Origin of the sequence: Chryseobacterium kimseyorum (assembly GCF_025971945.1) — a bacterium.
Taxonomy (GTDB): domain Bacteria; phylum Bacteroidota; class Bacteroidia; order Flavobacteriales; family Weeksellaceae; genus Chryseobacterium; species Chryseobacterium kimseyorum.
Map to the genome: position 1 here is coordinate 36,666 of NZ_JAPDHW010000010.1, position 19,910 is coordinate 56,575.

A 19,910-nucleotide genomic window follows, 5' to 3' on the forward strand; every position below is an offset into this window, starting at 1 on the left:
TCTTCACTATTTGAATCAGCCGTCCAGTTTGTCATTCCGGAGGAATCTCGCCAATTTTCTAGAATATAGAATAGGAAAATTCGTGTCTAGATTCCTACGGAATGACAAACAAAATGAATAAACAATTATGAAAGTTAATAATATTTAATTCCAACACAGAAATTTTTGTTTTATCAATCTAAAAATTTCTTAACTTAGTAAGACTAAAACAATTACAAATAAAATATTTCTTATATGAAAAAACATTTATTCCCTATTCTTCTCTTATTACTTGGAAATACAGTCAATGCACAGCAGGATTTTTTTGCGCTGGCAGGTAAAGATTCTCCAAGAATTGAGTTCAGTGATTTCCGTTCGATGAATGCAGACGGAGCTTCCGGTCAAAGTATTTTTGGTGTTTCTTCTGAAGCTCATGTTTTTTCTCAGGAAAGAAAAGCTTCAGTTACAGAAGATAAAAATTCGTATAACCATTCACAGTCGATGACTTTGGCTGCTGTGGCTTATGATTCCTCCGGGGATAATTTGGTGTATATGCCTATGTTTTCGTCGAATATTTATGTTTTAAATCAAAAAACAAAAGAAATTACTTTGGTCGAGAATACAGTTGCGCGAGTGACGTCATGCGATATTAATTCCCATATCACAAGAATGGCGACTGGTTACGACGGAAATATCTATGCGATCAATAATGCGGGGACGCAATTTATTCAGATCAGCAAAAAAAATAATCAGTATGTTGTAAATGATCTCGGAATCATCAAAGACGACGCGTCAAATGGTAAAAATTCATTTACCTCAATTGAAAGTGGTTTTGGTGGAGATATGATTGCAGACGGAGATAATAATTTCTATGTGTTCTCTACTTCCGGAAACGTTTTTAAAGTTTCAACTAAAGAATTAAAGGCAAAGTTTGTTGGTAAGATCTCAGGATTGCCTGAAAATTATTCTGTAAACGGAGTAGCAGTAAATTCTAATGGGAAAGTAGTGGTTGCAAGTGCAAAAGGAGCTTCAATGTATGAGTTGAGTGTTGATAATTTAGAAGCGAAGAAGCTTTCAGGAGAAACCAATCTGCATATTTATGATCTGGCAAGTAAGTATTTTGTCAATGACAGAACTGCTTCTGCAGCTGTGTTAGCAAATCTTGATGTATATCCTACAAAGGTTGATGAAGGATTTGTTTACGTGAAAGTCAACGATAAAAATGTGAAAGGTAATCTTAAGCTGAATGTTTTTGATCTTTCCGGAAAAACAATAGTTACTCAGAGGCTGTCTGTGAAAGACGGATCTTTGAATCAGCAGATTTATCTTAAAGATCTTGTAAGCGGATCTTATATCGTAAATATTACGGATGAATCCGGGAAGGCTTTATTGAATAAAAAAATTCTTGTAACAGAATAATTTTTTGATTTGTTAAATGATTGGAAGACCTTTTTTCATATTTGAAGAAAGGTTTTTTAATGATTATTTGATGTTGTAACCGTTTGTTTTTCAATTTTAAAACTGTATTTTTATCGAAAAATAGATAGATGAAATTATATTTTAACGTCGGCTATCGGACAAGAGCTGGTGAAAATCTGCAGTTGGTGATTAGCGAAAATGGCAATGATTCTAAAATTCACGCCATGTTTTATACGGAAGACGGCTTTTGGAAATGTGAAGTCGATTATTTTTCAAAATCAGTATCTTATCATTATCAGCTTGTTAACGATAACAATATTGTGTTAAGACAGGAATTTGTTTCGCATCAGTTGAATTTTCCGCATAATTATAAAGAGTTTTTGATTTTTGATCAGTGGAACAGCAAGAACTTCCCTGAGAATTATCTTAACAACAAAATATTGTACAATAAACTGAATCGTTTTGTTTCTAAAAAACTTTCTGTACTTAAGAAACATACCCATTTGTTCAGAATTGAAGCACCTTTATATAATCCAAACTGGGAAATTGTTTTATTTGGAAACGCTGCATCTTTAGGAAATTGGGATTCCGGTAAGGCAGTACATCTTAGTCAGACTGATTTTGGTATTTGGGAAACGTCTGTAGAAATTTCTGAAAATCACCTGATTCACTACAAATATGCAATTTTTGATAAAGTTTCAGGAAAAGTATTTGATGTTGAGAGTGGCGAGAACAGATATACAATTCCCAATCTTCAGAAAGATGTTCTGCAAATTTCAGCAGATCATTATTTTAAATTTAAATCTTACCAAATGTACCACGATGCCGGCGTTGCGGTTCCGGTTTTTTCGCTTCGAAGTGAAGACGGTTTCGGTGTAGGTGAATTTTCAGATTTAAAAAAGCTTGCTGACTGGGCGGATCAAACTTCGCTGGGCATTATTCAAATCTTACCGATTAATGATACCACTGCAAACTATTCATGGACGGATTCTTACCCGTACGCAGCGGTTTCTGTTTACGCTTTACATCCACAGTATATCTCAATTCAGAATTTAGATTACCAGTTACCTAAAGAATTAGTTAAAGAATATGATGATGAAAAATCACAGCTGAATTCGCTTGAATCAATTGATTACGAAAAGATGATTTCCTCAAAATGGAAATATCTGAAAGCAGTTTTCAATCTTCAAAAAGAAAAAATATATAAAGACAGAAACTTTAAAAAGTTTATAAAAGATAATGAAACCTGGCTTTTACCTTATTCTGCTTTCTGTGTTTTAAGAGATAAATATAAAACTCCGAATTTCAACGATTGGAAAACTCACAAAAAGTATATTTCGGGAAAGATTGCTCCTTTTTTCTCAGCAAAAGGGAAGGATTATGATTCTTCAATGCTTCATGCCTGGGTGCAGTTTGAGTTACATAAGCAATTAAAGGATGCCGTCGACTATATTCATAGTTTAGGGGTTTCTTTAAAAGGCGATTTGCCAATTGGAATTTACAGGCACTCTGTAGAAGCATGGACGGAGCCCGAATTATTCGGAATGGATTTTCAGGCTGGTGCACCACCGGATCAGTTTACAGACTTAGGGCAGAACTGGGAGTTTCCAACGTATAACTGGGAAGCTATGAAAGCAGACGATTACCAGTGGTGGAAAAACAGATTCAAAGCTTTGGAGCAATATTTTGATGCGATGAGAATTGATCATATTCTAGGATTTTTCAGAATCTGGAGAATGCCAGTTTCAGCAACGCAGGGGATTTTAGGATATTTTTATCCTGCGATTCCTGTTGTTTTGGAAGAATTTAATGCAAGACATATTCCTTTTAATTTTGACAGATATTGCAAACCGTTTATTAATGATATGATTCTATGGAATTATTTCGGAGAGCAAAGTAATAAGGCATTAGATTTTTTAAATAATAATTTAGATGGGACATATACTTTTAAGGAAGAATTTGATACCCAAAGAAAATTGTCTGACCACTTCAAGAAAAAACCTGCAGGTTCTATAGAAGATCAGTTGATAGCTCTATGTGCTGATGTTTTGTTTTTGACGGAAGAACGGGACGGGCAGACTGTTTATCATCCGAGGTTTAATGCTTTCAAAACCGAATCGTACAAATATCTTTCAGATTGGGAAAAGAAATCGATCTACGAACTGTATAATGATTATTTCTTCAAGAGACAGGATTACCTCTGGAAAGAAAAAGCAATGGAGAAACTTCCTGTTATTTTAAACGCGACAAAAATGTTGATCTGTGGGGAAGATTTAGGAATGGTTCCTGACTGTGTTCCTGACGTGATGGACGAACTGGCGATTGTAGCTTTGAAAGTTCAGAGAATGCCATCAGAACAGATTCCTTTCTATAATCCTAAAAATGCCGGATATATGAACGTTGTGACAGCTTCGTCACATGATAGTTCAACACTGCGACAATGGTGGAAGGAAGATGACGAGTTAACTCAGAGGTTCTATAATCAACAGTTGACGCAGTATGGTAAAGCTCCCGAAGAGTTGGAGCCTCACTTGGCGGAAATTATTATGAAACAGCATTTGTACAATGATTCGATGCTTGCCATTTTCCCTTTGCAGGAATTCCTAGCTACCGATTATAATCTGGCAAATCCTAACATGGACAATGAAAGAATTAATAATCCTGCAGTGTTTCCGCATTATTGGCGATACAGAATGCATTTAAATGTTGAAAATTTAAAAGAAAATACAAGTTTTAATCAAAAAATTTCAGATTGGGTCAAAGACAGTGGTCGCGCTTAATAAAAATAATAATACTGATTATCAATTGATTAATATTATTTATAAAAGAAGTTTTACTTTCGGGTTTAACTTCTTTTTTTTCTTTACATCAAAAAGACAAGAATGAAAGTTCTGCTATATTTAACCAATTAATGATTATAGAAATGAAAAAAATACTTTTGGGATTTGCTTTGACTTTAGCGACTTTGTCGTTTGCTCAGCAATATCCAAACAACGGATACAATGATGGCTATGGAGATAATGACGGATATTACTCTGATCAGGATGATGAAAATTATTTTCCGGATGACTATTATTACAACTATCCTCAGGATTATTATCCTCAAGATTATTATCAAAGTCAGTACGGCGATTACAGAAATAGTATTGTCAATATCAACTGGAATGTCTTTTTTCAGCAAAACAGATTAAACCGTTGGCAAATCGACCAGATTTTATATCTGAACAATCTGTACTCAAGCTTTTCTAACTGGAATAATTTCTACAGATATAACCCAGACAGATGGTATTATGACAGATTCTATGCAATGGAAAGAATTTTAGGACCAAGAGTATTTGTTGTTTTCCAAAACAATTATTACCACAGACAAAGTCCGATTGCGTATTTCCAAAACTACAGAAGAACTTACTATACACCGAGATTTAGAGTAATGCCGAGATACCGAAATGTAAATATCAATGTGTACAGAGTAGATAGAAGTAGCTTCAGAAGAAATGACAATCCAACTTTAAATGTGGTTAGAAATTCTGGCTTTAGAAACGGGAATAATAATTCTGGTGGATTCCGAAGTCAAAATGGAGTGAGAGGCAATAACGGAAATGGTGGAGGATTTAGAAGTTCTGATAATGGAGTTAGAAATAATAACGGTGGAGTGCGTGAGAATAACGGAAATAATGGTGTAAGAGGAAGTGGAAATTCAGGAGGATTCAGAAATAACAGAAATGCTGAAGCAAGTGCACCGAGAGTTGCTACTCCAACTCCAAGATCTGAAAATGGAGGAACAAGAGGAAATGGAGGCTTCAGATCTCAGCAAAGAAATGAAAGTTCAAGTCCGAGAATTCAAAACAGTTCACCGAGACAGGAAAATAAAAGAGGTGAGGGAAGAAGCGCTGGTGGATTTAGAAACAGCTTAGTAAAAAATTAGTTTTCATATATTATATTTGAGTGGTGTGGAGATCAGGTTTTATTGCCTGATCTCTTTTTATTTAATAAAAATTATAAAAATATTAATAGTAAAGTTTAACATTTTTTATGAATTTCGTATTTAACTTTGCTTAAAATTACCTATCCAATAGATATAAGAAACCAATTAATTAATTTAAAACAAATGAAAAAATTAGTATTAGCAATAGCGTTTATCGGAATGGGAAGTTTTGCAATGGCTCAACAGGTTCCTCAGGATAAAAAAGTAAACAGAGAGGAAATGAAGCAGAAAATGCAGCAGAAGGAACAGGAAAGGATGGCTGAGATGCAGAAAGAACTTAATTTGAACCAAAGTCAGGTTGCTCAGATTAAAGGTCTTCATGAAAAGAGAAAAGCAGAAATGAAGAATGACTTTGAAAAAAACAAAGAACAGCGACAAGCAAAGATGGAACAGATGAAAGCGAAAAGACAGCAGATGGATAATGATATGAAGAAGATTCTATCGCCGGAACAATATGATAAATGGCAAGCCGGTAAAAAAGCAAAAATGGAAGAAAGAAGAGCAATGATGAAAGAAAAAGGTTTTAAAGGCGACAGAAAAATGAGACACGGTTTGAAGCCGGCAACTCAGCCCCAAGTAAACTGATAGTTTATAATTTTTGATTTTTTAATGTTATGAGGATGGAAGCAATTCCATCCTTTTTTGTATTCAATCTAAATCTAAATTTAGCTTAAAACTTTTCAATTCGCCTTATAATGCGTAATTTTGAGTATAAATTTTAATTATGGTAAGCGAAAAAATAGCACAGTTAATAAACGAACAAATATCTCACGAGCAATATGCTGCTCAATATTATCTTTCAATGTCTGCATGGTTTTCTGCAAAAGACTTAGACGGAATTGCCAATTACTTCAGAGTTCAGAGCAAAGAAGAATTGATGCATGCAGATAAAATGTTTGATTATTTGAATGATGTAGGTGGCGAAATTATCGTAGGCGAAATTGCAAAACCACCACATGTTTTCGAAAATGCAGTTGATATTTTCGAAAAAGCGTTGGAGCACGAGAAAAAAGTAACCAGAAGCATTTTTAACATTGTAAAAAATGCAAATGACGAGGGAGATTTTGCTACAACTTCTTTCTTACAGTGGTTCATCAACGAGCAAGTGGAAGAGGAGGCTAGCGCATCACAGTATGTAACGAAAATCAAAATGGTTTGCGACAACCCTTCGGCTTTATATCTTTTTGATCAGGAGTTGGCAAAAAGAGTTTTTGTGGCGGACGCGACAGCTTAATTTAATTTTTTAGCATAAACAGTATCGGCGGGGCCAAAGGCCCCGCCGATACTGTTTATATAAAGTAGAAATGATTCAAATAAATACTGAAAAATTGTTCTACAGATAGATCAACTGTGTTTTCAAAACCTTCATTCCCAAACTTTCAAGCACAATTTTATACGTTTCAATCTGTCTGTCATTCTTTTCAGATTCCTGTCCGGTTTTAAAATCTACGATAATGCAACCTTCAGTACCTTTCAGAATACGGTCGGGACGGTAGATTTTGCTGATTCCACGTTCAGAAATCATAATGTCTTTTTCATTAATCACTTCCCATTTTTCATCAAAAAATTCCGAATGTTTTGAGATAATTTCTTTTAAATCATTTTCTATTTCTTCCTTTTCTGCCAAAGTAATCTGACCTTCCAGCGTGTAGCTGTCTAAGACTTTTGCAATGTCTTTTTCGGTATTTATTTTTGATAGAAGTTCGTGCACAAAAATTCCGGTGCGCACTTTTTTATTTCGCTCCTGATAAGTTTTTGATGGGGTCGCAATTTTTATCGAAGTACTTTTTTCGTACTTATTATTCAGATTTTCAATGTCCTTGGTTTTGTACGTCGACGTTTTGTGTTTGCTGTGTTTTACCAGCATTTCAGGGGTGGTCTCGTACAAATCAAACTCATCCAGATTTTCGGCGTTTTTCGATTGGATGAAGTCCAGAATTTCAAGATTATTTGAGGTTTTATTGGCTTTCTGAAGATAGAAGAATAGCTGTTCTACAGGTCTCGTCGTCGCCACATATTGCAGACACAGTCGGTCTACAAAATTTTTATAAGAATTTATCTGGTTAAATTTCTCAATCTCAGGATCGTACGCTTCAAGATTTTTATTAAACTGATTGATGTTTACAGATTTTAAAGCTTCATCACCATCCGTATCAAACCAATTGTTAAACTGGCTGTCCGAATTTTTATTTTCTAAAGGAATAAAAACAACGGGAAACTCAAGTCCTTTTGCTTTATGAATTGTCATAATCTGAATAGCGTCAATATTTTCAGATGCCTGAATGGTATGTTTTGAAGCCTCCTCATCCCAATATTTCAAAAATTCTTTTGTGCTTGCTCCTGCGTTTTGGGTGAAGTTGAAAAGCATTTCTAGGAAATTTAATAAGAAATCAGTTTCCTTGTTTTCTACTGCAAATTCGTTGATGTAGTATTCAACAAAATTGTAGAGATTAAATTTCGGAAAGTTGTCCTGTTTCAGTTTTAGAGCATATTTATTTTGGATAAACTCTGAGATTTCTTCGTGAGAATCGATTGCCAGAATTTCTTTTATTTCTAAACTGAAATCAGCCATTGTAATTCTTCCTAAACGGTTCAGATAGAACATCAGCATAATCAGATGAGGTTTGTTTTTCGGATTGGTTTCCCATCTGAAAAACTGAATGACAGCCTGTAAAGTATTTGATAATTCTAAAGTTAATCCTTTATCAGAAATAGTTTTGATATTTGTTGTCTCACCTCGGTAACTGACCTTCAGATTCCCTAATTTCTGAGAATAGCTGAAAATATCAAAGTTTCCGCGACATAAAATCGTGATGTCTGAAAAACGAAAACCATTATCCAGACATTCCTGAATGTCTTTCTGCATTTTTTCAGAAACATCATTGTAGAAATCTTCTTTGGTAAGGTTTTCAATTAAATTGATTTTGACGCGCCCGTCGATTTTAGATTTAGAATTCTGCTCAGCATCAATTCCGAAAATGTTTTTATGCTCTTCTTCCAAATCTTTTGAATGAAATTGATAGAGCTCATTATTAAACTGAACGATATTTTTCGCACTTCGCCAATTATCTTTTAAAACCAACAGTTCAGCTTCTTTCGGTGAAATTTCTTTTTTGTTAATAATATCGAGCATCAGTTTACTCTCACCACCACGGAAACGGTAAATACTCTGTTTTGGGTCACCCACCAATGTAAACGATGTGTTTTCGGTAGAAACACTGTGATCTCTCAACGGCATGAAATTCTGCCACTGCAGCTCCGAGGTATCCTGAAATTCATCAAAGAAATAATGCTGAAACTGCGAACCTACTTTTTCATAAATAAATGCAGACGGTTCATTTTTAAGATTTTCGTTGATGAGAATGTTGAATTTTGAAAGAAGAACCAAGTCATTTTCGTCTTCAATTTTTTTCAGCTCATCCTGAATGTCTTTATTAACTTTCAGAGGAAGTAATGCTGATAGGATTTTCTCCTTTTTCTGAGTTTCAATAAATAAAAGGATCAACTGCATTCTGTTTGTCAAAAGCGAGTCGAGAATTTCAAAAATCTCTGCATCTTTATGTTTAGATTTTGTTGCTGCGCCTTTTTGAATATTGTTTAGAGCGCTTTCTTCATTGGCAGGGAAGGGAAATCCGGGTCTTTTTTTGTTGTAAAAGTCTAAAATTTTAGTAAAAAATCCGCCAATCCCATTTTTACCCTGTGAGAAATCATCAACTTCAATATTTCTTGACTTAAAAAGTTCGACAGATTCGGTAGCGATTTCTACTGAACGTTTTCTGTTGGCCACAATTTCTTTTCGAAGCGTATTTTTAATGTCTTCGTATTTGCTGTCGTCAAAACTTTTGTTGTTTTTAAGATGCTCGTAATGAATGTCTTTTACAAATTCTTTTGCCGAATCGTAAAGGTTTTTATTTAAATTAATCCGTTCATTATTCTCAAGACTGTAATCCACATAATCCATAAACGAATTTGAAATGCTGTCGTTTTCGCCTATCTGATCGAGCATTTTGTCGACTGCTTCAATTAGAAATGGTTCTGCATCAATTTCAAGATTAAAATTTTTAGCTAAGCCCAATTCATAAGAGAAACTTCGTACCAGCCGCGAATTAAAACGGTCAATTGTCCCGATATTTAATGTTGAATAATTATGAAGTATATAATCCAACAGCTTTTTTGACCTGTGGTGGAGTTCATCAATCGTGATTTTTACGCCTTCGCTTTCAAAAGCCGTTTGAATATTTTTTAAATCTGCATTCTCAGCATAATTCTGGGCAACAAAATTCCCCAGCCACGATAGAATTCTCTCTTTCATCTCGTTCGCTGCTTTGTTGGTGAAAGTTAAAGCCAAAATATTACGGATGGAATGCTGCTGATTGGGATATCTAAGGCAAATCATCAGAAGCCGCTGTACGAGTGCATAGGTTTTTCCTGAACCTGCAGAGGCATTGATGACCGTGTAAGAATTATTCATATTTAAAGAGATTGATTCATTGTTCGAAACAAAAATAGTAGAATTTATTTCTACCGTAAAAGTGTAAAGTATTACAAAAATTGATAAATGATGATCTGAGAAATTTACATTTTGCAAACTTTTAAATATCTAAATGTGACATCAAAATCTTTTGTCTCTTTTGGAGTTAAAAAATTTGCAGTCAGATAAATGCCATGTAACTATGATATTGAATCTGCAATTTAATTAAAATTTTAACAATTTGAGAATGGTTTTTAACAGTTTCAAAAAGAAAAATTCCAAAAAAAATACTAAAAGCGTTAACGGTGGTTAAACTTCTGAATTACAGTAAAAATTACTTTAGTTTTGCTCAATAAAACAATAGTCTGTGAAATTAAAATTACTCTTTATTTTATCCTTATTTTTCTTCGTCAGTACCAATGCCCAGGAGTATATTTTTGGGAAGGTGACTTCTGAAGATAATTTGGAAATGATTGACGTTACTGTAATTAATATCCGGACGGATGAAAGGGTCACCACCAATCGCGACGGACATTTTATGATTTCCGGAAGGCAGGGAGATAATCTGCGTTTTATAAAAATCGGCTATGACCGCGTAAATACCAATGTTACCAAAGATAATATTGATTCTCCCATCAATATCAAACTGATCAGAAGTGCACAGCTGATTGATGAAGTTGAAATCAAAAAATCTTTGACCGGCGATCTGAAAATCGACACCAAAACTTTAAATCCACCCAAAAAGGTTGAAAAACTGAAAAAGGACTTAGCGGTCTATATTAAGCAGAAATCTGATCCTAGAATACTTGCTGCAAAGCCGGGTGAATTCGTACAGCCAAAAGGTCAGGGCTTTGCTATTGGGAAAGTGAAAGATAAATGGGATGATGTTGATTTTATGAATTATTTGGTGACAGCTCTTGGTTATCAGTATTTTAATGATTTAAAAATAGAAAATTCTCAGGTTCAGCATTTCATCAGCTATGTAATTGCAGGAGGTTTTGAACGGAGAAGTATTTTAAAATACGGTTTTGTAAGCGATGCAGATCTGATGAGGTTTCAGCGGGCTGTTTTATCCAGAATTTCCGCTTACAAAGCACCACAAACGCAAAAGTAAAAAAACACAAATGATAAAAAAGAATTTCGATGAAGAGACAGTTGCTGATCCTCCTATTTTTTATAGGTAATCTGTTTTTTGCACAGCAGAAGATTTCCGGTAAAGTAATGAGCGAAAATGATATGGTCATCAGCTCTGTGCTTGTTGTCAATATTTCAAATGATAAAAAAACGTATAGCGATGCCACAGGTAATTTTGCGGTTGAAGGTTCTTCCAATGATGAATTGCGTTTTGTAAAGGTAGGATACGAAAGAGTTTCTAAAAAGGTGACCGACCCTGAAGCAGATTTGAAGATAACGTTAATCAGAATTCCTGAAGAAATAGAAGAGGTGGAAATTATTAATACTTCCGGAGATATAAAATCAGATTCCAGAAGACTTGCAAAAGTTGACAGACGTGTTGAGCTCCAAAACAGTATTGGTCTGCCCAAAGCTCCTGCAGTACAGAGAGAAGTCGTTCCTACATGGAAAACGGTTTTTTCAAGAGGAATTCCGAATATCTTTCAACTGTATAAAATGCTGAGTGGTGATGCACGCCGTATGAGATCTCTATATAAATTTGAAGATGCATCCAGGTATATGAATTGGGTGATCAGCAGAACTGATGATGATTATTTTGCAGAACTGAATATTCCCAAAGATAATATCAAAGAGTTTTTAGGTTTTGCATATCTGCAGTATCCGATCAGTTTAGACCATATAAAAGATGAAAATATCACTGGAGCTTTGTTTGAAATTGAAAAAGCTGCTCCTGAATATGTTAAACGCTTAGAAAACAGGAATAAATAGATGCCGTGGCTGTCTTGCAAAATTTTCGCTGTACTGTTGATTCTGATTTCTGTCAGGATATTTTCTCAGCAGAAAATTTCGGGGAAGACCGTTAGCGAAAATGATCTGGTGATTACCAGTGTCTTGGTGGTTAATATTTCTAATGATAAAAAAGCATACAGCGATGCGAATGGGAATTTTGAAATAGAAGCTTCTGCTAATGATGAAATCAGATTCTCTAAAGCAGGATATGAAAGATCTTCCAGGCGTGTATTTGATTTGAATTCTTCGATGAACGTTGTTTTGTTGAGAATTCCTGAGGAAATTGAGTCCGTCGAAATTCTTGACCTTTCCGGAGATTTAAATAAAGATTCAAGGAAACTAGCCAGAGAAGATAAAGTCGCCAAACTTCAGAAAGATATAGGACTTCCCAAACCACCGGAAAAACCACGGGAAGTTCCGGCAGAACTGAAAAAGGTTCTCGTTGCCGCAGCTTTAGGTTCTGTAAATGTACAGGCAGTGTATGATTTGATCAGTGGTAAAGCGAGAAGGCAGAAAAGATGGTACAGATATGAAGATGTACAGGATAAAATCAGCTGGCTCCGTAAGCGGATTGATGATGAGTACTTTACAGAATCTGAGATTCCGGCTGAGAGGATTTCGGAATTTTTAGAATTTAGTTTTATCATAAAGCCAGACATCTCATCGGAAATTAAAGAGCGAAATCTGTCTAAAGCGATGCTGGATATCGAAACTTTAATCCCCATCTATGTCGACAGATTAAAAAACAGCAGTATAGATCACACCAAAACTTCCAACAAGTGAAAAATAATTTTATCAAAACCTCTATTGCCGCTCTTTCTCTTATGACTGCGCAAGTTTTTGCACAACAAAAAGTTTCCGGCAACATAACAGATGAGGAGCATGTGAATATGAGTGCCGTTTCTGTTTTAAATATTACTAAAAATATCCAGGCGGTAAGTGATGTTTCGGGGAATTTCACCATTGAAGCTGATGAGAATGATGAACTTCGTTTCGTGAAAGAAAGTTATTACCGTACAGACAAGATCATTAAAAAAGAAAGTTTTACCAATCCGATGAACGTTATGCTTTTAAGAGCAGAAACACTAATTCCTGAGGTGAAAATAGAATACAGACCAACAGGAAATTTGGAAAAAGATAATCAGCATTTGAATGATTCGAAGAAAGTTGCCAAACTGAAATCTTCGATGGAAGAATATATAAAATCGCCAATTTCTGAACCAATTGCAAAAAATGAGATTCCCAAAACTTTTCAGGGTCATGATTTTAATGCAGGTCAGGTCAACGTGATTAATGTGATTGGCGAAGCAGTACGTTTAATCAAAAAAGCGTCCGCTCCTAAAATTACAGCACCGACATTTGGAGAAACTCAGGATTTTTTAAAAAGAGTTAAAAGTGAAATCGATCTGAACTTTCTAAAAAGATATGGGATGAATGAAGAAGGCATTGACCATTTCCTCTACTATGCCGAGCGAGTAAATCATCTTTCAAAAAGATTCAGAAAAACTTTCAAACCTTCAGAGATAGCATATGAATTAAAAACTGCATTTGTAGAATATTCTAAGCTGAATAAATTAAGCGGAGAGTAGCAAAGCGATTCACATTAATGATAAACAACGTCATAAATTTCATCTTTCAATTCTTCCAGATTTTCCGGATGGTAATTGGATAATAGCCAAAGTTCAAGCGGTTTTTTTCCTTCACCATAGCTGGGCTGAATGTACATTTCATCAATCAGATGAAAACCGTTTCTCTGGTAAAACGAAAAACGTCGCTTAGAATCCTCATTTAAATGTTGAGGTTCAATTTCTAAAATAATTCTGGGATAATTTTTAAACAGATAATCGGTGATATGAGAACCCAGTTTTTGATTTCTAAACTGAGCAAAAACCTCAAAATGTTCTACGAAAATATGACTCTTCAGTTCCCAAAGGACAAGGTATCCAATGTTTTCACATTCATTTAAAACCGATATCACTTTTACTTGAGGATGCTCAAACAACCGCACAAACTTATACCAATCACGCCTTTCATCTTCAGGAAAACTGGAAGCATAAGAGTCGTAAATCTGCTGTACGCGGTAATCGTCAGGTGAGGTAATCTGTAAAAATTCCATGAGTAATTGTAATAGGTTGATTGTTGACTTTTATTTATAAACCAAATTTAAGGCTGACTGCAATATAAACTACAAATCAAAAACACTCGGTCTTCTGGTGATAAAAATATCTTTGATCCAAAGGGTAAAAGCCAATCCGAGGTAGATTAAAAAGAAAAAACCTGCCGTCGCAAAGGTAGAGTAAATAAAGAAAACCCGCAGTTTAGAAACAGGAATTCCCAGCTTAGCGCCCATTCTTGTGAGTACTCCAAACCATTCTCTTTCCATCTTATGACGCAGATTATCAAACATGATTGCTTTCTTTTAAAATTTTAAATCCTATGCTGCAATTTAAGCAATTTTTCGGTGTGCAGTAATTTTTGTAATGATAAATCACACTTTGGGTCTGCAGAGCATTTTTTATTTTTAAACCTAAATTTTTCCATCCATCCACGATTGAATTTTTCTCAGCAGAAAGTTCTCTGTAAAATGCCAGAACTTCATCCGCGATTTCTTCGTTGTGATATTTGTGGTATGTATATTTTAAAGGTAAAATGCTGTTAAGGATAATCAGTTCTATGAAATCTTTAGTCAAAACTTTGGGCTGATCAACAGGTGAAAGCTTACCGAAATTAAAATGATGATCCCAATATTCTGAAGCCTTTACATGAGTAAAAATTCCCAGTAGTTCATCCGTATTTTTAGCATTAATAATCTTCGAGAACAAATTCTGATGTTGGTAATAAAGATCTGCCAACTGCGACAGACGCAGGGTAGGGAAGTTAGGAGGTCTTAATCGTAAAAACTTCGGACGGATAATTAAATCAGACAGATCAAATTTGGTTTTTAGGAACTCAAATTCTCTTTTCCAGATTTTCATCTGTTCGTCTTCCGGTTTTTCAAGCCAGCCTGAAATTCCAAACAGCAAAGCTTCAACTTGTGTTTTATTCTGTCTGATTTTATTGAAGACCGTAAAATCTATGCTTTCTGCGATCTGTTTAAAAAGATGCGCATTTACTTTGAGTCCAAAGGCATAGGCGAGGCTGTGAAACAGGACAGCTTCATAATTGTTTTTATGAATTTCTAAGTCTTTTTCAAGTTCTTCAGATTTTTCTTCAAGCTTTGTCAGCAAACTTTCTTCATGAAAATGAACAGGAATTTTATGAGGATTAAAAATATCTTCACACGCAATAAACTGACTTTCTTTCAACAGCTTTTCATACTTCGTAAAAATATTTTCATCAATATGATTTCTCAATTCCAAAGTTGGAATGTTTTTCCTGTTGAGTTCATCAATGTCTGCATCATTTTGAAAAACGACATGAAGTATAATATTATCGTAGTTGGGATCTTTAGAATGTTGGTGGAAAATCCAATCGGAAGATCTTACATGAAGTTCTATATTTCCTGCTAAAATAACGTTGTTTATTTTGATTTTTGCCATCAGAAAATCCGGCCCGGAATCTTTGTTCCACTTCCCGAAATCTAATATTTCAATAGGATTTCCGCTGAGATCACGGAAGTTGAAATGGGTGAATACTTTGAAATTCCAAAGATATTGTAATAACTTTTCGTTCATCGGTGGTGATTTGTGTTACCACTAATTTAGGAAAAATTTAAGTTTGAAAAATTAATTGGAAGAAATTCCTCAGATGTTCAAACTTTTTTTATCTGAACCTTCCTGCATCCTGCAATGAACCTTCAGCAGGCAGAGAAGGTTTCTGCGTCTTAGTAAGAAGATCTTCAGGTTGTATCGGCAATCTTCCAACATTCTGGTACGAAGATTTTGAAGATAATTAATCAAAAAAAAATCAGAGCGGTAAGGCTCTGATTTTTGATTCTATATTATTTAAGTTTTAAGCCTTTGCCGGCTCCTTCTTAAAATTCTCAATCGTCGTTTTATACATCTCCTCGTAGATGGGAAGAATATTTTTAAGATCAAATTTAATCGCCTGTTCTTTAGCGTTAATCTTCATTTGAGTTAATAATTCTTCATTGCTTAAAAGTTTGATGGTGTAATTGCTCATTGCCTCAACATTTCCGATCTCTGCTAAAAATCCTGTTTCACCCTGAATATTTACTTCAGGAATTCCACCAGCATTTGAACTGATTACAGGCGTGTTTGCTGCCATGGCCTCCAACGCTGCCAAACCGAAGCTTTCCTGCTCAGACGGCAATAAAAAGACGTCCGAAAGCCTTAAAATTCTATACAAATCATTCACTTTTCCCAGAAGACGGATTTTTGAAATCAATTCCGGGTTTTCCTCCAAAAATGAATTCACTTTTTCCATGTCGGGACCTTCACCGATGATGATTAATTTAGATTTAACCTTCTTTTCGACACTTTTAAAAATCTGCAATACTTCGTCCACACGTTTTACCGGTCTTAAGTTGGAAACGTGAATCAGAATCTTCTCATCTGCACTTGCAAACTGGGTTCGCTGGCATTCGTTGAGGTCTTCAAATTCTGTATTGTCAATGAAATTTGTAATGACCTGAATTTCTTTTTTAATATGGAAAAACTGCAGGGTGTCTTTCTTCAGACTTTCAGAAACGGAAGTAATCGCATCTGACTGATTGATAGAAAATTCTACCGCGTGTTTATAGCTTGGATGCTGCCCCACCAAAGTAATGTCGGTACCGTGAAGTGTCGTCACCAAAGGGATGTCGTTATTGTCTTCCTTAAGCATCTGTTTCGCCGTAAACGCTGCATAGGCATAAGGAATCGCGTAATGAGCATGAAGTAAATCTAATTTATATAAGTTTACAACACGGTAAATCATTGAGCTCAACGCAATATCATAAGGCTGATACTGGAAAAGCGGGTAGGTCTGAACATTTACTTTATGAAAGAAAATATTGGGATTGGTAATATCTAATCTTGCAGGAAGTGCCGAACTGATGAAGTGTACTTCATAGCCTTTGTTGGCGAGAGACATCCCGAGTTCTGTTGCCACGATTCCGCTTCCGCCGTATGTTGGGTAGCAAAGTATTCCGATTTTCATTTTATATTTTAGATGTATTTTGGTTTGATAGACAGTTCTTTTCGTAATATTCCATAAGAATTCCTGTATTGGTTTTCATCTCGATTTTGTCTTCTTCAAAATCACTTACCAAATTGGGACAAATATCTTTGAAGAAATTTCTGACGTGTCTTTTAATGATTTTTTTCTTGTTTGGAGTCCAGGTTGAATTGTGAAAGTATATCAGTTGTGGTTTTTCATTTTTATACTGAAAAAAAACATTGACCAGATAAGAAGGTGTTACCGTATAATGATGAGCATTTCTGATTCCTCCGTCTGTGCCATAAGTAATATAAGCAGAGACTTCCCCAGTGTGGACTTTTTTGAGCCAGCAGTATTCTGTCTGTGGTTTTTTGGATGTGTAAAATACACATTCTCTCAGTTCCACTGTAATAGGTTCATGGCTGTTTTCCGGATTAACGTACTCAACTTTGTCCAGTGATTTTACCTTAATTTTCTCTCTTTTCTTTGAACCATTTTCTATAAAAATTAATTTTGAATCTCTGTCCATCACTTCAGTTAATTTTCCTGATCTTTTGCTTCCATCCAAAAAATAAAGAGTTGCTTCGAATTTTTTTTGCGCCTTTGCGTACAAAGAGAAAAATAAAATAAGAACTGAGAATATTTTTATAGTTTTCGACATGGTTACTGGTTTTTATAAGAAGAAGAGCCTTCCAAGATAATTCCCATTCCAGGCTTCAATTGGTCATTGACCAGGACCGGAAGTTTTCCTGAAATTTTTGTTTTACCATTGATGGCGTTTGCCGCCGCAGTCATCGAGTCGTCGTTGTTTTCATAAGATACCAAAACGGTCGATATTTTAGCTAAGTCGATATCTTTTAAGGCATAAGCGCTTCCAAAAACATTTAAAATTACATTTTGGGTTTTCTTTAAATCTGCCAAAACCTTTTTAGATTCACCCGAAATTTTATAAGGTTTGTAAGCTGTCGAATTATCTTTATGTAAGCCCACTATCACCGTAGAATTTGCAGGAATTGTTTTGATCTCTGATGCTTTTTTAACGATGACAGCAGAATTTAAATTCAGTTGATTGGCAAAAGTCTGGTAAGGAGCTTCTTCTAACGGAACGTAGTAACAGGTGTTTTTACAGTTCAGAGGAAGTAATTTCTTCTCGTCTTTTATCAACGTTAAAGCATTTGAATAAAGATTTTGAACAAGTTGTTTATGCGAATCATTATTAATATCCTGATTAACGTTTTCAGGTTTTTTTGGACTGTATTGATTTAAACCTAAAAAATATTTGGTTAGTAAAATCTTCTTTACGCTTTCTTCCACTCGTGCCTGAGAAATTTCTCCATTGTCAATCGCTTTCTGAATCAGTTTTTTACCTTCAGCCACCCCTTGGGAAAAAAGCATAATATCATTTCCTGCTTTGAAAGCCAATGCATCCAATTCGCCCGGTTTGTATTTGTTGGCAACAGCTCCCATGTTTAAAGCATCAGTGATAATCAAACCTTTATATCCGAATTTTTCCTTTAGTAAACCGGTAATAATGTTTTTTGAAATCGATGCAGGAATTCCTTTTCCCGATTCTAAGCTTGGAACGTAAAGGTGTGCAACCATCACGCCACCAATTCCTTTATCCATTAAGGCTTTGAAAGGTGCCAATTCGATGGAATTTAACCGTTCTAAATTGTGTGAAACTACCGGAAGATCCAAATGTGAATCGGTATTGGTATCACCATGTCCTGGGAAATGCTTTATCGCTGCCAGAATAATGTTATCCTGTAATCCATTAGAGTAGGAAAGTGCAGATTGAGTAACGTTGAAAACTTCAGAGCCAAAACTTCTGTTCCCGATAATCGGATTGTTTGGATTGGTATTAACATCTACAACCGGAGCAAAATCCCAGTTGATACCCATTCTTTTGCAGTCTTCAGCAATTTTTGCAGCCATCTGATAAATCAGATTTTTATCCTGAATTGCTCCCAGTGTCATCGCCCACGGAAATTTATATGCTGTGGCAATTCTTTGATACAGTCCCCATTCAGCATCCATCCCAATCATCAAAGGAACTTTTGATTTCTGCTGAAATTCATTCACTAAATTGATTTCTCTTGCGGCATCATCCTGCATCAGAATGAGTCCGCCAATTTTATCATTGATGACGATGTTTCTTACCTGATTGATATGATTTTCGTCTTTATTGGTATATAATGCAACGATGAAGAGCTGACCCAATTTTTCGTCCTGAGAAAGAGACTTGTAAGTTTTTTCAACCCACTGTTGAGCTTTCTTTTGATCTGACTGAGATATGTTTTTCGGCTGATATTGTGCTGAAACCTGGCAGTTGATAAACAGTATAATGAAGAGTAATTGAAAACCTACTTTGTTCATGATTTTTGAATAAGAACAAAAATACAATTAAAAAAAACAGCATAAACAAAGTTTTTCAGTTTTTTGGTATATGTTTTGATTCGGCTTAGTTACTAATAATATTAAATTTTATAAAATGAGAAAATTTCTTCCACTTTTGATGCTGGCGTTCGTTAGTCTATTCATATTCAGCTGCGATAATAACGATAATGAAGATGTAGTTGTGACTGAAGATACTTATGCTACAGCATACGATATTGCTCCTACTTTTTCTAGATCAACAAGCAATCTATATCAATTCTCTGATGAGTTTAACTCTCCTCTTGTAGAATCTGATGTTGTTTTAATTTATATGCAGACAGGAGTTGCAAACGGTTCACCTATCTGGAGATTATTACCCTACACGTTTTTTGTAGATAATGCAACTAATGACGAAGTTGACTATTCTTTTGATTTCAGCAAATTTGATATACAGATTAATGTAAATTCAACACCTACATTAAACTTAGACAGTAACTCTACTTATTATGCAGGTAAAAGATTCAGAGTAGTGGTAGTTCCGGCAAAAACAGGTAAAAGCAGCGGAAGTAACGTAGATCATAATGATTATAATGCTGTGGTTAAGTATTACGGAATTGACGAAGCTAAAATTAAATTAAAAAATTAATTTACAAATAT

General features: G+C 35.0%; 17 protein-coding genes. 10 read left to right on the plus strand and 7 right to left on the minus strand.

Features of this window, described 5'->3' with window-relative positions:
- Window positions 1–234 precede the first annotated feature (234 nt).
- The 5 genes from OMO38_RS14360 to OMO38_RS14380 all read left to right on the plus strand — a co-directional run bounded on the left by OMO38_RS14360 (window position 235) and on the right by OMO38_RS14380 (window position 6,617).
- Window positions 235–1,398, plus strand: a complete 1,164-nt coding sequence (locus OMO38_RS14360; RefSeq protein WP_264750885.1) for a T9SS type A sorting domain-containing protein — start codon at window positions 235–237, stop codon at window positions 1,396–1,398.
- 128 nt (window positions 1,399–1,526) lie between these two features.
- Window positions 1,527–4,178 carry a 4-alpha-glucanotransferase gene (locus OMO38_RS14365; protein WP_264750886.1) on the plus strand — a complete coding sequence of 884 codons (2,652 nt, stop codon included), beginning with the start codon at window positions 1,527–1,529 and terminating at the stop codon, window positions 4,176–4,178.
- 143 nt (window positions 4,179–4,321) lie between these two features.
- Window positions 4,322–5,323, plus strand: coding sequence for a hypothetical protein (locus OMO38_RS14370; RefSeq protein WP_264750887.1), 1,002 nt, complete (start codon window positions 4,322–4,324; stop codon window positions 5,321–5,323).
- 183 nt (window positions 5,324–5,506) lie between these two features.
- Window positions 5,507–5,968: a hypothetical protein gene (locus OMO38_RS14375; RefSeq protein ID WP_264750888.1), complete on the plus strand. Its 462-nt coding sequence runs from the start codon at window positions 5,507–5,509 to the stop codon at window positions 5,966–5,968.
- A 139-nt stretch (window positions 5,969–6,107) separates the two neighbouring features.
- Window positions 6,108–6,617 carry a ferritin gene (locus OMO38_RS14380; protein WP_264750889.1) on the plus strand — a complete coding sequence of 170 codons (510 nt, stop codon included), beginning with the start codon at window positions 6,108–6,110 and terminating at the stop codon, window positions 6,615–6,617.
- Between the two features lie 99 nt (window positions 6,618–6,716).
- On the opposite strand, the gene OMO38_RS14385 is transcribed toward OMO38_RS14380, so the two are convergent.
- A complete protein-coding gene (locus OMO38_RS14385; RefSeq protein ID WP_264750981.1) occupies window positions 6,717–9,866 on the minus strand; it encodes a UvrD-helicase domain-containing protein in 3,150 nt (1,049 codons plus the stop codon).
- Window positions 9,867–10,221: 355 nt separating this feature from the next.
- Between OMO38_RS14385 and OMO38_RS14390 the strand changes: the two genes are divergently transcribed.
- From OMO38_RS14390 to OMO38_RS14405, 4 genes are read left to right on the plus strand one after another with little or no spacing between them, the layout of a single operon-like run.
- Window positions 10,222–10,968 carry a carboxypeptidase-like regulatory domain-containing protein gene (locus OMO38_RS14390; RefSeq protein WP_264750890.1) on the plus strand — a complete coding sequence of 249 codons (747 nt, stop codon included), beginning with the start codon at window positions 10,222–10,224 and terminating at the stop codon, window positions 10,966–10,968.
- A 29-nt stretch (window positions 10,969–10,997) separates the two neighbouring features.
- A complete protein-coding gene (locus tag OMO38_RS14395) occupies window positions 10,998–11,756 on the plus strand; it encodes a carboxypeptidase-like regulatory domain-containing protein (protein WP_264750891.1) in 759 nt (252 codons plus the stop codon).
- On the plus strand, window positions 11,757–12,560 hold the full coding sequence (locus OMO38_RS14400) for a carboxypeptidase regulatory-like domain-containing protein (protein WP_264750892.1): 804 nt from the start codon (window positions 11,757–11,759) through the stop codon (window positions 12,558–12,560). It begins immediately after the preceding gene.
- Entirely contained in the window at window positions 12,557–13,366 is an 810-nt protein-coding gene (locus tag OMO38_RS14405) for a hypothetical protein (protein WP_264750893.1), read from the plus strand. The genes OMO38_RS14400 and OMO38_RS14405 overlap by 4 nt, the downstream gene beginning before the upstream one ends.
- 14 nt (window positions 13,367–13,380) lie before the next feature.
- Here the strand turns inward: OMO38_RS14405 and OMO38_RS14410 are convergent, their stop codons facing one another.
- The 6 genes from OMO38_RS14410 to OMO38_RS14435 form a co-directional block, all read right to left on the minus strand.
- Window positions 13,381–13,893: a GNAT family N-acetyltransferase gene (locus OMO38_RS14410; protein ID WP_264750894.1), complete on the minus strand. Its 513-nt coding sequence runs from the start codon at window positions 13,891–13,893 to the stop codon at window positions 13,381–13,383.
- A gap of 69 nt (window positions 13,894–13,962) precedes the next feature.
- A complete protein-coding gene (locus tag OMO38_RS14415) occupies window positions 13,963–14,184 on the minus strand; it encodes a PspC family transcriptional regulator (protein ID WP_034678114.1) in 222 nt (73 codons plus the stop codon).
- Window positions 14,177–15,451 (minus strand): DUF2851 family protein, encoded by a 1,275-nt coding sequence (locus OMO38_RS14420; RefSeq protein ID WP_264750895.1) that lies wholly within the window; start codon window positions 15,449–15,451, stop codon window positions 14,177–14,179. The genes OMO38_RS14415 and OMO38_RS14420 overlap by 8 nt, the downstream gene beginning before the upstream one ends.
- A gap of 277 nt (window positions 15,452–15,728) precedes the next feature.
- Window positions 15,729–16,877 (minus strand): N-acetyl-alpha-D-glucosaminyl L-malate synthase BshA, encoded by a 1,149-nt coding sequence (gene bshA, locus OMO38_RS14425; RefSeq protein WP_264750896.1) that lies wholly within the window; start codon window positions 16,875–16,877, stop codon window positions 15,729–15,731.
- A gap of 1 nt (window position 16,878) precedes the next feature.
- A complete protein-coding gene (locus OMO38_RS14430) occupies window positions 16,879–17,538 on the minus strand; it encodes a hypothetical protein (protein WP_264750897.1) in 660 nt (219 codons plus the stop codon).
- A gap of 2 nt (window positions 17,539–17,540) precedes the next feature.
- Entirely contained in the window at window positions 17,541–19,253 is a 1,713-nt protein-coding gene (locus OMO38_RS14435) for a glycoside hydrolase family 3 protein (RefSeq protein WP_264750898.1), read from the minus strand.
- 115 nt (window positions 19,254–19,368) lie between these two features.
- Here OMO38_RS14435 and OMO38_RS14440 point away from each other — a divergent pair, with 115 nt between their 5' ends.
- Window positions 19,369–19,899 (plus strand): hypothetical protein, encoded by a 531-nt coding sequence (locus OMO38_RS14440; protein ID WP_264750899.1) that lies wholly within the window; start codon window positions 19,369–19,371, stop codon window positions 19,897–19,899.
- Window positions 19,900–19,910 lie beyond the last annotated feature (11 nt).

Bases quoted from the DNA above. Each gene is read 5' to 3' on its own strand.
- OMO38_RS14360 (WP_264750885.1), top strand. From the start codon at position 235: ATGAAAAAACATTTATTCCCTATTCTTCTCTTATTACTTGGAAATACA.
- OMO38_RS14365 (WP_264750886.1), top strand. From the start codon at position 1,527: ATGAAATTATATTTTAACGTCGGCTATCGGACAAGAGCTGGTGAAAAT.
- OMO38_RS14370 (WP_264750887.1), top strand. From the start codon at position 4,322: ATGAAAAAAATACTTTTGGGATTTGCTTTGACTTTAGCGACTTTGTCG.
- OMO38_RS14375 (WP_264750888.1), top strand. From the start codon at position 5,507: ATGAAAAAATTAGTATTAGCAATAGCGTTTATCGGAATGGGAAGTTTT.
- OMO38_RS14380 (WP_264750889.1), top strand. From the start codon at position 6,108: ATGGTAAGCGAAAAAATAGCACAGTTAATAAACGAACAAATATCTCAC.
- OMO38_RS14395 (WP_264750891.1), top strand. From the start codon at position 10,998: ATGAAGAGACAGTTGCTGATCCTCCTATTTTTTATAGGTAATCTGTTT.
- OMO38_RS14400 (WP_264750892.1), top strand. From the start codon at position 11,757: ATGCCGTGGCTGTCTTGCAAAATTTTCGCTGTACTGTTGATTCTGATT.
- OMO38_RS14410 (WP_264750894.1), bottom strand. From the start codon at position 13,893: ATGGAATTTTTACAGATTACCTCACCTGACGATTACCGCGTACAGCAG.
- OMO38_RS14415 (WP_034678114.1), bottom strand. From the start codon at position 14,184: ATGTTTGATAATCTGCGTCATAAGATGGAAAGAGAATGGTTTGGAGTA.
- OMO38_RS14420 (WP_264750895.1), bottom strand. From the start codon at position 15,451: ATGAACGAAAAGTTATTACAATATCTTTGGAATTTCAAAGTATTCACC.
- bshA (WP_264750896.1), bottom strand. From the start codon at position 16,877: ATGAAAATCGGAATACTTTGCTACCCAACATACGGCGGAAGCGGAATC.
- OMO38_RS14430 (WP_264750897.1), bottom strand. From the start codon at position 17,538: ATGTCGAAAACTATAAAAATATTCTCAGTTCTTATTTTATTTTTCTCT.
- OMO38_RS14435 (WP_264750898.1), bottom strand. From the start codon at position 19,253: ATGAACAAAGTAGGTTTTCAATTACTCTTCATTATACTGTTTATCAAC.
- OMO38_RS14440 (WP_264750899.1), top strand. From the start codon at position 19,369: ATGAGAAAATTTCTTCCACTTTTGATGCTGGCGTTCGTTAGTCTATTC.